Annotated in this window: 10 protein-coding genes; 7 read left to right on the top strand and 3 right to left on the bottom strand. The window is 35.7% G+C overall.

Translation table 11 applies throughout. The features are described 5' to 3' along the window. Window positions 1-206: 206 nt before the first annotated feature. From ACIQ0C_RS12190 to ACIQ0C_RS12180, 3 genes are read right to left on the bottom strand one after another with little or no spacing between them, the layout of a single operon-like run. Complete coding sequence (locus ACIQ0C_RS12190) at window positions 207-965, bottom strand: iron ABC transporter ATP-binding protein (RefSeq protein ID WP_034310071.1); 759 nt, start codon at window positions 963-965, stop codon at window positions 207-209. Then, the gene (locus ACIQ0C_RS12185) at window positions 959-1906 is read right to left on the bottom strand and encodes an iron chelate uptake ABC transporter family permease subunit (RefSeq protein WP_403060166.1); all 948 of its coding nucleotides are present in this window, start codon (window positions 1904-1906) and stop codon (window positions 959-961) included. Before ACIQ0C_RS12185 ends, ACIQ0C_RS12190 begins: the two co-directional genes overlap by 7 nt. After that, the gene (locus ACIQ0C_RS12180; RefSeq protein ID WP_241593205.1) at window positions 1899-2849 is read right to left on the bottom strand and encodes an ABC transporter permease; all 951 of its coding nucleotides are present in this window, start codon (window positions 2847-2849) and stop codon (window positions 1899-1901) included. Before ACIQ0C_RS12180 ends, ACIQ0C_RS12185 begins: the two co-directional genes overlap by 8 nt. Window positions 2850-3113: 264 nt before the next feature. Between ACIQ0C_RS12180 and ACIQ0C_RS12175 the strand changes: the two genes are divergently transcribed. The 7 genes from ACIQ0C_RS12175 (at window position 3114) to ACIQ0C_RS12145 (ending at window position 13317) form a co-directional block, all read left to right on the top strand. Continuing rightward, window positions 3114-3455, top strand: a complete 342-nt coding sequence (locus ACIQ0C_RS12175; protein WP_403060162.1) for a DUF1450 domain-containing protein — start codon at window positions 3114-3116, stop codon at window positions 3453-3455. A gap of 2250 nt (window positions 3456-5705) precedes the next feature. Then, window positions 5706-6395: a WxL domain-containing protein gene (locus ACIQ0C_RS12170; RefSeq protein ID WP_403060159.1), complete on the top strand. Its 690-nt coding sequence runs from the start codon at window positions 5706-5708 to the stop codon at window positions 6393-6395. A gap of 28 nt (window positions 6396-6423) precedes the next feature. Next, complete coding sequence (locus ACIQ0C_RS12165) at window positions 6424-7119, top strand: WxL domain-containing protein (protein ID WP_403060156.1); 696 nt, start codon at window positions 6424-6426, stop codon at window positions 7117-7119. A 94-nt stretch (window positions 7120-7213) separates the two neighbouring features. Further along, entirely contained in the window at window positions 7214-8239 is a 1026-nt protein-coding gene (locus ACIQ0C_RS12160; protein WP_403060153.1) for a WxLIP family cell surface protein, read from the top strand. Beyond that, a complete protein-coding gene (locus ACIQ0C_RS12155) occupies window positions 8226-10550 on the top strand; it encodes an L-type lectin-domain containing protein (RefSeq protein ID WP_403060150.1) in 2325 nt (774 codons plus the stop codon). The genes ACIQ0C_RS12160 and ACIQ0C_RS12155 overlap by 14 nt, the downstream gene beginning before the upstream one ends. Window positions 10551-10705: 155 nt before the next feature. After that, window positions 10706-11389 (top strand): response regulator transcription factor, encoded by a 684-nt coding sequence (locus tag ACIQ0C_RS12150; protein WP_403060147.1) that lies wholly within the window; start codon window positions 10706-10708, stop codon window positions 11387-11389. A gap of 416 nt (window positions 11390-11805) precedes the next feature. Beyond that, window positions 11806-13317, top strand: coding sequence for an AcpB/EbpR/MafR family transcriptional regulator (locus ACIQ0C_RS12145; protein ID WP_403060144.1), 1512 nt, complete (start codon window positions 11806-11808; stop codon window positions 13315-13317). The last annotated feature ends 132 nt before the right edge of the window (window positions 13318-13449 follow it).

The following is a 13449-nucleotide window of genomic DNA, read 5'->3' as shown; positions in this document are numbered from 1 at the left end:
ATGGTCACCTCGAAAAAATTTTTTTATTTAAAATTACATATTGAATCCTCACCATCACAGAGTTCATCTCAACACTTTCCCTGCCAGATGAACAGGAGGCGGCTAAAGTCTTGGGCGCCCGCCAACTCTTAACTGCCTAAGAGCGTAGTAGGTGATTCCTGGACGGTTACGAATACTGAAGTAATTTAAAACCAAATGGAATTGTCTTATGTGAAGTACACACAGATCTTATTGTCATTGATACTTTGGATTTCAATATCCATATCATAAATTTCTTTTAATACATTGGAATTGATGACTTGTTCGGTAGGACCATTATGAACAACCTTGCCATCCTTCAATGCGACAATATAGTCGGAATAACAGGAAGCAAAATTAATGTCATGAATGACGATAATGACCGTTTTCCCCAATTCATCAGCCAATCTCCTCAATACCTTCATGATTTGGACGGAATGCTTCATATCAAGATTGTTCAGGGGTTCATCAAGAAGTACATACTCCGTGTTTTGGGCAATAACCATGGCAATGAAGGCCCGCTGTTGCTGGCCGCCGCTAAGCTGGTCAAGAAACTTATCTTGCATATCAGCAAGTTCCATATATTCAATCGCTTCATCGACGTATTTCCAATCCTCTTTAGTCAGCTTTCCTTGTGAATAAGGAAAACGGCCAAAGGCGACGAGTTCACGAATCGTTAAACGGATATTGATGTGGTTAGCCTGCTTTAAGATGGCAATCTTTTTCGCAAGTTCATTGCTATTGAATTTCCCCATATCCTTACCCTCGATCAGGACTTCTCCTGAATCCCGGGTAATGAGACGGCTGATCATCGAAAGGACGGTACTTTTCCCCGCTCCATTGGGACCGATGAAGGATGTGATTTTCCCTTTCATTATTTCAATGGAAACATCCTCGACAACCGTTTTATTATTATATTTTTTGAATAAATTTTTCACTTCTACCATGATTTATTCTCCTTTAATAGAAGATAGATGAAATAGACACCGCCGACAAAGTTGATGATGACACTTAAGGTCGTGGAGAACGTAAAGATCCTCTCTACAATGAATTGGCCGCCGACCAAGGCAATCACACTGATCAGCATTGCACCCGGGATGATATGTTTATGCTGATAGGACTTAATGAATTGATAAGCCACATTTGCAACAAGCAATCCGAGGAACGTGATCGGACCGATCAGGGCAGTCGAAATGGAGATTAAAACCGTCACGACGATTAAAACCCGCTTCGTGACAAAATCATAATCCACACCCAAGTTTATGGCTTGGTCCCTCCCAAGGGACATGACATCCAAATACTTCAAAAATCTCATGAAATATATCATTGCTGCTATCATGAGGATAATAGCTAACGTTAACAGGTCCGTATTGACATTATTGAAGCTGGCGAACATTTTATTTTGAATGATTTGAAATTCATTCGGGTCAATCAATACCTGCATGAATGAAGACATGCTGCCGAATAAGGTTCCGAAGATGATACCGATCAGCAATAGGAAGTAAATATTGCGGTTTTCCTTGAACATGAACTTGAACAGCAGGCTTGCAAAAATAAGCATGGCCGCAAGTGTAATCAGGAAATTGAGATTTTTATTCATGATCATGATATGCGTTGAACCGAAGATGAAGATCACTCCCGTTTGGATCAGCATATACATGGAGTCCAACCCTAAAATGCTTGGTGTCAGGATTTTATTATTCGTGACCGTCTGGAAAATCACTGTTGAAAAAGCTATTGCACAACCAACCACGATGATGGCGATGATTTTTATAACCCTTCTCGGCAGTGCATAATCCCAATTCGGGCCAAGGTCCCAAAAGATATAACCTGCCGTTAAAGCTGCTGCAACAACAGCCAATATAATGATCCTACTTTTATTATTCATATGCCTTTCTCCTCATTATCAAATAGATAAATACGGCGCTTCCTATCACACCAACCACGAGTCCGATCGGGATTTCAAATGGATATATGAGGATCCTGCCCAGAATATCGCAGATCAATAGGAATACTGCCCCTAGCAATGCTGTATGAGAAAGACTCTTTTTCAAATTGTCACCAAGGTAAAGGGATACAATATTTGGTACGATCAATCCTATGAAAGGAATCGTTCCCACCGTTAACAAAACGACAGTGGAGGATAATGCCACGATGATCAATCCAAAATTGACTATAAGCTTATAATTGAGTCCTAGATTGATAGCAAACTCCTCACCCATCCCTGCCACAGTGAATTTATTGGCAAAGAAGTATGCGAGAATGACCAGAGGGATACTTACATATATAAGTTCGTACCTTCCCGACATGATCATCGAGAAATCACCATTCATCCATGTGTTGAGGCTTTGAATCAAATCATATTTATAGGCAAAGAAAGTCGAGATGGATCCTACGATATTACCAAACATCAAACCAACCAATGGAATGAAAATCGTATCCTTATATTTCACTTGATCAAGAATTTTCATGAACAAGAACGTACCTGCCAAAGCGAATATGAAAGCGAATGCCATTTTCTCAATAAGTGCTGCCGATGGAAAAATGATAATGGCAAGAAGAAGTCCCAGCCTTGCAGAGTCCATGGTACCGGCAGTCGTCGGGGATACAAATTTATTGCGGCTCAATTGCTGCATGATCAGCCCGCTTATACTCATCACAATACCGGCAATGACTATGGTCACCATTCTGGGGAAACGGCTTTGCAGCATGATTTGCACTTTATCATCACTTAGATTCAATAAATCCAGGGGGGTAATATCTTTTACACCAATGAATAATGACGTAAATGATAAAACAATCAACGCCATGACTAAATATCTTATCTTCATCTACATTTCCTACTCTTCCTATCTCACTTTAATACAGCGAAAATATTTTTAATTAAGTATATTTTAATAAAGACTATCGCAAAGTCATCTATTGAAATGGGACTCATGAGTTTGCAATAGTTACAAGGTTCTTCCATTCATGATAATGAGATTCATTATCATCCATTCTTATTCTATCATTTCTTGGACATGTGTCAATATACAAGGGAATTGCTTTGATATTCTCCCGATAGTCAAATTGTAATGAATTTGGATGAACCAATCATGCATTTCGTTACAGGAAGTGATAAAATCAAAATAACAAATATTTACTCTTCCAATGAAAGAAGCGATATGATGAAAAATTTGTTATCCAAAGTGTTCTCAAAAAAGGCGAAAATCCAGATTGAATTTTGCCAAAATAATCTTGACCGCTTCCTTAATGAACAAACAGTTGCCGATTATGGTAAGTTCTTAGCGAATCCAAGGATTCAATATAAGGAATATGAATGTTTGAGTGAGTGTACGCTTTGTAAGAAAACCCCCTATGCGAGAGTGAACGGCCAGATGATGAGTGGCGAAGATTCACAGGATCTTTTAAATAAGTTACATGATGAATTGAAATGATACGGGCCAAGCAAATTGCTTGATCCGTATCATTTTGACTTTCCACCTGTAATTATACAGAATACAGGTCATGAACATCTATTAAAAGGAATGGCGGATTGAGCTAGTCGTTACTTCCTGTTTTTCAATATTTCATACGTTTTCACTGTATAAATGGCTTAAAATATGAGAATTCATGAAAAAGATAGACAGGAGGACTTTCATGAAAAAAATCATTCCTGCCATCGTATCAGTCGTAACACTAGCATTGGATTGCTTGGCGATTCAATGCAATAAATAACATTATTTAATTGTCACTTTGGTAATTTCACTTTTCAATATTGCTTATTTACAGAAAAAACACGCATTTCAGCGTGTTTAAGTATTCTTATCCTTTTCTTTACATTCCAAAACGGCGATTACAAACACCCCAAAGCTAATCTTCAAAGATTATTCTTTCTTTTTTTATTGGCTCTTTTCGTAAAGATTGTTGTTTTTAAAACGAAACTATTTAAGGTTGATTGGAGCGGAAGTGTGAGACTCCTGCGGGAGCAGCGGGACAGGTGAGAACCCACAGGCGTTTACGCCGAGGAGGCTCACCGCCCGCCCCGCGGAAAGCGAGCATCTGGAAGGGAAATCAACCACACCGCACTACTTGGTAAATAGCAACAAAGTATGTGAAAACAGCCTTTTTATTTTAATAATTGTTGAGGAATTTCTAATTTACCAATATCATGAAGAGCTCCTAAAATAAAAAGAAATTCTTGATTTTCAATTCCCAAATAACGTCCGAAACCTCATAAATCATTCCCCATCCTAAATGAATGGCAAGTTGTCATTTTACAGTGTTTATATAAATTACATATTAATGCTTGTGTAGTTTCTATCATTTCCCTACTCTCCTTATTAATATTCTAAATATGAAGTAGATGGACCTCATAACCTAGTTGTGAATAATTGAATGTTATTTAATAAATGTTATTAAGTAATGCATCAATTCTATTTATCACTTTTTACGAATACCTCTTCGATATCCAGGCAATATATCTTTTTTGAAACCAAATAAATTAAACTTGGGACATATCTATTTGCAGAAGAAGTAAAATAGAACTAATCCAAAAATCCAACTGTTTATGGGATAGCACTAACAAGACCTCAAAAAAATATCTACATATACAGTAGAGAAGTTTTGGTTAAGTTTCTGCTATTCTGATTTAATACTTAAATGCAATATACTCCAACATAGTTAAAACCTCTAAAAAAATAGATAAGATACAGGGGTATTTGGAAATAAGACTACTTACATTGCTATTATAAACAAGAAAATACCTACAGTATTTCTTTATTGAAGCTTACAACTTCATATTATATATATTTTGAAAGATAGTTTACTGTCCTAAATCAATTGTCCTCTTATGTACTTTTGTCCGATTAGTCTTATGCTAATTGAAAAAGGTGTTTCACCCCACCCCCTTCAGCTGTAACTACTACAAATCTTTCTGGCTGTTCCTAAGCAAACAAGTATGATCTCAAAACTTTTGTTTTATAGCCCTGTTCAACATTCTGGATAAGGTATCGAATTACCCTTTTCAAAAAACGAGGCTATTTACATGTATTCACAATACGAATGGCATTTTCATAGAGAAAACTCAAAAACAACTTCAACAAATTCCCGTTTACAAAAACAGCCCAATATATTTATTTAGAATAGAGTATATGCCGTTTATCGAGACTTTGAGCCTTTTTGATTATTTTATGCCAAACCCCTTTTCATAACTTCCAATAGTGTTTCCTCCTCTTGAAATATAACTTTTTTGAAACAATAATTTCATTCTTCTCATTGATCATATTAAGTTTCATTTTAATAAATCAATTATGCTTCTTAATCCCTCTTTACAAAAGTAATTATCCTTCTAGCGTTAAATTTACATCATCCGACAAATTACAACAGTCTTTAGTCATTCCAATTACATGTTTATAGCATTGAGTTTCTTACATGAACCCTCACAACCCATTTTTGAAATTAGGTCTAACGATTTATTTTATAGAATGTAATTAACACATGACATACCTTTTATATTACAAACTACTCATTTCTCTCATTTCTTTATTGAACATAAATGGACTGCAGGGAGGGAAAAGCAACGGGAAAAAAGAGGAATTCTCAGTAGAATTTGTAACAGCGTTTAATCGGCGCACTGGATTTTTCATCCAAATTCAAGGCGTGGTCATGAGCATCATATATTAAAAATTAAAAAGGGGAAATACAAAATGAGTTTCAAAAAAGTTTTAATTAAAGGATTAATGCCCTCAGCAGCATTACTGTTATTCGCGACACCTACATTCGCAGCAATCGATCCCAATGCAGTGACAGGAAGTACAGATGGCCTTGGAGCAACTTCTCATGGTCATATTACGATAACACCAGGAGATGGCACTACAGGACCAACTGATCCAATTTTCCCAAGTGAACCAGGTGGTGAAACAGGTAACGAAGGTTCATTAACGATTGATAATGTTTCACCTTTAGAATTTGATACCCACCAATTGGCGAGTGGTGCCGTAGAATATACAACTACATCCATAGATCCTAACGTACAAGTAACGGATAAGCGTGGTACAGGTGTAGGTTGGGCTTTGCAAGTTGCAACATCACCATTTACGGATCAAACAGATGGCACTAAAATTTTGAAAGGTGCAATTGTAACATTACCAATCGGGACTACCGAGACAAATCCTGGAAACGTTTCTCCTGCACCTGAACTAAGGGAAGTACAATTAGGTACGGATAGTGGAACAACTAATCCCCAAATCCTTATGAAAGCTGATGTGAACACAGGATTAGGGACTTGGGTAGATAAACTTGATCCAAGCAGCATTAAAATTTCTGTTCCATCAGGAAACTTAGCAGGAGATTATGTATCGACTTTAACTTGGAGTCTAGTGGACGCTCCACAATAATAAATAAACGAAATAGGAGATTAGAAAAATGAAAGTATTTAGTTTATCAGCAGTAGGCGGCATTATTTTGGCCGGAACACTTCTTTCAACAAGTTCAATAGAGGCGGCTGTCGTAAATAACGCAACTTCTAATAATCATATTGGCTTTATTGCAGATGAGGGGCCAACTAATCCATTAGATCCTACAAATCCGGACAATCCTAATCCACCAAGTCCAATTGATCCTGAAGATCCAGGAAATGTGGGTACTGGAAATACTGGGGCTTTAACTCTGGACCATGCCTCAAATATCCAATTTGGAACACAAAAAATCATGAGTGGAAACACGACTTATAATGCTAAAAATAAAGATCCCTTTGTACAAGTTTCAGATAAACGTGGAACGGGCGAAGGATGGTCTTTGACAGCAAAGGCTTCAGAATTTAAAAGCGATACTGGAGAAGTCTTAACAGGAGCTATTTTATCATTCAAAAATGGACAAGTAAAATCACAAACCAGTAATGTTTCCACACCACCGACTGCTAATGATGTTGTATTTGATAATACAGATTCAAAAGTATTCATGTTAGCTGAAGTAGATGCGGGTCGAGGAACATGGCTTGATGTTTTTTCAGGTACCGAAGGCGATAATAGTAACGTAAAATTAAATGTTTTGGCGGGATCGGCTGATGCTCAAAACTACACAGCTACTATGACATGGGAATTATCTGACGCACCGAAATAAATTCAAATTAAAAAACTTGGCTTAATTAATTATTTTAGCCAAGTTTTTTTTGAAAAATGACATCATGTAATTAGAGATGTGAGGGATAGAAAAAATGAAAAATATGTTATCTATTATGGTTTTAATATTATCGATTGGATTAGGAATTGTTTCGAATAATGAAGTGGCCTTTGCCGGTACTATGGAGTATTCAGTCAAAGCCAATATTCCCAAAAACCAAATTAATGAAAAGCTCACCTATTTTGATTTGAAGATGGCTCCAGGTTCAAAACAAACGATATCTTTATCCGTTAAAAACACTTCTAGTGAAGAAAAAAAGATAATGATCGAACCCAATACAGCTATTACCAATCAAAATGGAGTGATTGACTATAGCAAATCCGGACAAAAAAAAGACAGCTCATTAAAGTATGCTTTTTCTGACCTGATATCTCCAAGGCAAGAAATTGTAATAAAAGGAAACGAAACAAAAAAAGTGCCCTTTACTATTCAAATGCCCAAAGAGTCATTTGATGGAATTATTTTGGGTGGATTCTATGTTCACGAAATAAATAAAGAGGACAAAAAGAAAGAAAATAATAAAGTTCAAATCAAAAATGAATTTTCATATGTAATTGGCGTGAAATTAACGGGAACGGATGAAGTTGTTAAGCCGAAACTAAAGTTAAATAAAGTTCAAGCAGGGTTGATGAACTATCGTACGGTTGTTACTGCGAATTTGCAAAATACCGAAGCTGTCATAATAAATAACTTGGATGTATATGCGCGTATTACGAAGGAAGGAAAAAAAGAGAAGCTCCACTCAACGAAGAAAAGTAAGTTATCCATGGCACCGAATTCTAATTTTGATTTTCCTATTACCTGGGATAATCAAAAGTTGGAACCAGGTAAATATCATTTATATTTAACAATTACAGACGGTAATCAAACCTGGAAATTTGATAAAATGTTTGAAATTAAAGGCGCAGATGCAAAAGCGATAAATAAAGCAGCAGTTGAAGTTGAAAAAGATTATACATTCCTTTTCATTGGACTTGCTGTGTTTATTTTAACATTGATCATCATTATCATTATTTTACTGAAAAAGAAAAAAAGAGGGGAAGACAATGGAGAAGAATAACAGGAAATTTCCTCGTGTTACCCTTTCCTTGATGTTAATAATGGGGTTAATTCTGCCAAGTTCCGGCTGGTTGGCCCCTGTGCATGTTAAAGCTGCGAATGAAAACAATCCACCATCTAAAATTGATTTGACTGGTATATTCATTGCTCCCACTACCGGTGGTTCAAATAGTTCCGTTATAGGAGGTAATATCGTTCAAATAACCCCTAATACTCCGAATCAAAAGGGTGGTATCTGGTCGACTGAAGCTAATAAAATGGACTTAACAAAAGATTTTAATGCGTCAATGTATATCTATTTCGGGAATCAAGGAGCTAACGCAGCAGATGGTATGGCCTTTGTTATGCATAATGACTCAAGAGGCACAAATGCCTTATCTCCTCACAGTGGTTCAGGTCTTGGAGTTTATGCTGGGCAGAAACATGGGTCATCCAAAACGGATGGCATTCAAAAAAGCTTTGCTGTTGAGTTTGATACCTATATTAACAATAATCGATTCGATGGTTATTTTGATACAAATACAACCAAAGGGACCCATGTTGCTTGGAGCTACCCAGGATTAGCTGAAACTTATATCGATTACTTCACACTTTTTGAGTATAGAAGAACGATGAAACACAATAACATTGATGGTCCATCTAGTAGTGTTCAATATCCTGGCAATTTATCAAATGATACCTGGCGTAAATTCACCATTAATTGGAATGCAACTACATCAACACTTACGTATCAATTAGAAGGTTTAGATCCTGTTTCTGTCCCAATAAATATACAAAATATCTTTGGTGGAGATCAAGTCTATTGGGGCTTTACTGGTTCAACAGGATCTAGATATCAGAATAATCGTGTTGCATTTGACGAAGTACCGGGGCTAGTAAATGCAGAAGTGAAAGAAACAATAACAAGAAAGGATGGTACTGTTGTTGACGGTGGTGCTCTGGCTAAAACGGGTGAGGAATTAACCTATACGATAAATGCGAAGTATCTTTCCGGCAAACAAGATTGGACCAATATTATAGTGAAGACTGTTTTAAATGATCATGTTTCCTATGTTCCTGGCTCAATGACAATATCAGCAGGAGACGGCTCAAGAGAATTGGATGATAGTTTTTGGACGGGACAATCTTTAGCAGCTAGTATTCCTAATATGAATACTAATAGGAACGATGTGACCATTTCCTTTAAAGCGAAAGTTAATCAAGTAAAGGTAAATACGCAAGTTACTGAGTCAGTTAAATTTGAGGGGAGTAACTATATAACGAATACGAAGCCAGTAGATTATGTCATTCAAGCTAACAATGCACCTGAAGTGACCATAAATGAAGAAGGTCCTATTCATTTAGCTGTTGGTGAAGATTATCAAGCAAAAGGAACTTGGATGGATTCTGATGATTCCACAAATACCTTATCTTATGACTTAGATGGCGAGTTACTGAAATCCGAAGTACTAGACAATGGAGGTTCTACTGAACCGGTAGATTGGAGCTATCCTATAACGTCAGATCAGTTAAAATTAGGAGAAAATAACTTTCATGTCATAGCAAGAGATAATGGAGGAGCTTATTCAGATGCTACAATAAAAATCATTGTTGAAAGTCCCCCAGCCATTTCGTTAACGGATGCTAATCGGGAAATTCCCGTTGATTTTGGCACTGAGTATACAATTAGTGGCAGTTGGAACGATCTTGATAGTAATCTAGTCGATTTATATTATGCAGTGGATAGTAATACTCCTGTAAAATTTGCTTCTAATGTTTCAAATTCAACTAACAAAGGTGAAGACATTGACTATCAACACAGTATTCCGGCAGATCAATTGTCTTTAGGCATGCATCAAGTTACAGTCTATGTTGTAGATGATACGGGTCGAAAGTCAAATATTGAAGTAGTGACCGTCAATGTCACGGGAAAATTAAGTTTCATGAGTGTAACTGAAAATGTTAGTTTTGAAAATATGCAAATACCAAATCAACCGACCTATTCAAAAAGAAATAATGATTGGGACATCCTTGTGAAGGATACCCGTGGAGTGGGAAGTTCATGGCGTCTCACAGCAACATTAACGGATGAATTCTCTGATAGTCAAGGGCATTTTTTGAGAGATGCATTAAAGTTTGTTAATGAGGATGGAATTGAAACAACAATGGCCCTTGGAGTTGAGACGAATGTTTATGAAATGATTACACAAGATGAACAAAACGTGTCCATTAACTGGGAATCAGATAAAGGTATACTGTTAAAAATTGATCCTTTTGTTTATATAGGCGATTATACCGGGAAAATTAATTGGCATCTAATTGATGCTCCATAAATATATAAATGAAAAGGTTTCATCAATTACTATCTTAGGACAATTCGCAGGTAGAAATCCTGAGTTTAAACACTTGCTTCATTTCATTGTTACGAATAGGTTTAATAAACGATTTAATAATATAGAAAATTAGATTGTTAGGAGAAGCTGACCAAATGACTACCACAATTGCTATTATAGACGATCATCAACTTTTCCGAGAAGGGGTTAAACGAATCCTTGAACTTGAAAAATCTTTTCAAGTTATTGCCGAAGGTGTAGATGGTAACGAAGTAGCTTCTATTGAAAAAGCATATAAGCCAGACGTTTTCATAATCGATATCAGTATGCCACAAATGAATGGAATCGAAGCAACACGCAGGCTAATCGAAAATAACCCCAATGCAAAAGTAATGATCTTATCCATAAGTGAAGATGAAAATTATGTAACCGAAGCACTTCAAAGCGGTGCAATAGGTTATCTGCTTAAAGAGATGAGCGCAAGTGAACTTATAGATGCTGTGCATTTTGTTGCGGAGGGTGGTTCTTATTTACATTCAAAGGTAATCAACAATATACTAAATGAATATCGAAAATTAGCTGGAAAACACTTAAGAGAAGATGAAGCTTTTGAGCAATCTCTAAAGCTTTGTCGCCCTCTCCACCTGTTAACAAATCGCGAATGTGAAGTCCTCCAATTGCTTACAGATGGAAAAAACAATTCCCAGATCGGTGAAGTACTTTTCATCAGTGAAAAGACAGTAAGAAGTCATGTCTGCAGAATACTCCAAAAAATAAAAGTAAATGACCGCACTCAAGCAGTTATCCATGCGATTAAAAATAACTGGGTCAAAATTTAATAATAGATCAGGACTTTTAAATACGAAAGTTAATGGTTGAAAGAAAGTAACAATCACCTGCCTACCCTTTAACAGGTCACAAAAAAGATAAAATCCGTTTTACGCACTTACTTTATGTAAGTGCTTTTTGGTTCATATTCAGTCATAATCACAATCTTCTTAAAAGTTGGGGATTATTCATACTTAAAGTTATTAATGAGAAAGAAAAATACTTTAAAGCGAGACAATAATTTCCGATTCTAAGGATAATATCTCAAGAAAGAAAAGGTGCTATTAAAAAACGGGACTTAGTTACTCTCAATAATAGAATCGATGTAAATATTCTAAGTTAAGAATGGAAATAAAGTGAGAATTCTTTTGTAGTCTTAGGTTTAGGTTTAGGATAGAATATAACCGATTACGAGATAGGTGATAATATGAATCGATTTTATAAACGTTATTCAGACTTGATTTTTCATTTACTTAATAATAACAAATGGATTAGTATAGCTGAATTATCCGATAAAACAGAATATTCAAGAAGTACTATTTGGCGTGATTTAGAAATCCTGGAGTCTATTTTCCCTGACGGATGGATATTAAAAAAAAATGAAAACCTTGGAGTTCGTCTAATTAAACCTGAAAATGGTACATTAGAAAGTTTATTAACACAAATAAGAGAAAAGAATTCCTATTTACACACATTAAAGTTAATTCTTTTGAACGATGGTGTTGATATTCCCCAGATATCCCAAGCGGTTTATATTAGTCGTTCCACTGCATACCGTCACCTTGAAAAATTACAAGAAGTTGTTAATGAGGCAGGTGTTACATTAACTGCAAGCCCCTTTAAAGTCATGGGGGATGAAAAAAAGATTAGAAGATTTATCATGCAATATTTGGACTTTATGTCAGTTGGAACTAATACCATTAAAGATGATTCAATCGATACGATAAAATTTCAAACAGATTTATTACAGCTGTTTTCAAAATATTCAATGTCTTGCAGAACAGGTGCCTTACAGCGATTAACAATGATTTTATCTATATCAAACTTTCGTGTCTCCATGGGGCATTATATCTCATTTCCTAAAAATCTTTTAAATAATTACGAGGGTAGTAAATATTTTGAGCTCTCGAAAGAATTGGTAAACTATATGGCCAAATGCCCATCAAGAGATATTCAACTGCAAGAAATCCTCTTCTTTGCTATTTATATCATGAGTGAGGAACGACCATTAAATAGATCAAAATACATTAATTATATTAAAAAAAGAATGAGGAGTAAAAAAGGTTTTCCGTTGGATATATTTTTAAAATGTCTTTCTAAATATGTTGGTTTTAATCTATCACAAGATGATATTTTTTTATTTCATTTATCCCAAACATTCAAAAGGATACAAGTTGAAACTGAATTTGAAACGGAAAGTTCAGGAAATTCAATGTTGCAGTTCCTTCCATATTTTGAAACAAATCCAATTTTTCAAGTAATTGAGGAAATGGCAATTGAAAGTTTTTCTTCAGTGCCTTTAACGATTAAGAAACTTGATGTTTTAGAGATATTTTCACTTCTGCAGTCTGTCGTTCTTCGAAAATGGAATCAACATAAAATACAGGTTGCGTTAATGTGTAGAACTTATAACGAAAAAGATTATATTAGGGAAGTTTTAAAATATCACTACGGTAATAAAGTGGCTATCTCAACATTGGATCCATCCAGTATTGATTTGCTCTTCAAATATGAGGAGTTTGATTTGCTCATTTCTACCGATGTTGGTGATCATACAAATATGCTAATTGAGCATATCCCTACCATTCAAGTATCGTGCTTTCCCACTCCTTCAGAATTAATAAATATTAAAAATTTTATAGAACAGCATTTTTATGGAAATTTAGGTATAGAACCGGAAATGATCTATCCATTTGGTATTAATGATCGTCCTTGTTAATGAACATGAGAACTAGAAGAAGATCAGTATATTTGGTAGCAATACCAACCCGAATTCCTCGCATAGTTCGGGTTGGGTGATTTAAAACATACCCTCTTTGATCAAACCCTACAACTTTCCAAAATGAACCCT

The organism is Peribacillus sp. NPDC096448 (assembly GCF_044762675.1).
GTDB lineage: Bacteria > Bacillota > Bacilli > Bacillales > DSM-1321 > Peribacillus > Peribacillus frigoritolerans_B.
The sequence above is the reverse complement of the archived record's forward strand: the minus strand, read 5'-3'. Positions and strand labels throughout refer to the sequence as shown.

Bases quoted from the DNA above. Each gene is read 5' to 3' on its own strand.
- ACIQ0C_RS12190 (WP_034310071.1), bottom strand. From the start codon at position 965: ATGGTAGAAGTGAAAAATTTATTCAAAAAATATAATAATAAAACGGTT.
- ACIQ0C_RS12185 (WP_403060166.1), bottom strand. From the start codon at position 1,906: ATGAATAATAAAAGTAGGATCATTATATTGGCTGTTGTTGCAGCAGCT.
- ACIQ0C_RS12180 (WP_241593205.1), bottom strand. From the start codon at position 2,849: ATGAAGATAAGATATTTAGTCATGGCGTTGATTGTTTTATCATTTACG.
- ACIQ0C_RS12175 (WP_403060162.1), top strand. From the start codon at position 3,114: ATGCATTTCGTTACAGGAAGTGATAAAATCAAAATAACAAATATTTAC.
- ACIQ0C_RS12170 (WP_403060159.1), top strand. From the start codon at position 5,706: ATGAGTTTCAAAAAAGTTTTAATTAAAGGATTAATGCCCTCAGCAGCA.
- ACIQ0C_RS12165 (WP_403060156.1), top strand. From the start codon at position 6,424: ATGAAAGTATTTAGTTTATCAGCAGTAGGCGGCATTATTTTGGCCGGA.
- ACIQ0C_RS12160 (WP_403060153.1), top strand. From the start codon at position 7,214: ATGAAAAATATGTTATCTATTATGGTTTTAATATTATCGATTGGATTA.
- ACIQ0C_RS12155 (WP_403060150.1), top strand. From the start codon at position 8,226: ATGGAGAAGAATAACAGGAAATTTCCTCGTGTTACCCTTTCCTTGATG.
- ACIQ0C_RS12150 (WP_403060147.1), top strand. From the start codon at position 10,706: ATGACTACCACAATTGCTATTATAGACGATCATCAACTTTTCCGAGAA.
- ACIQ0C_RS12145 (WP_403060144.1), top strand. From the start codon at position 11,806: ATGAATCGATTTTATAAACGTTATTCAGACTTGATTTTTCATTTACTT.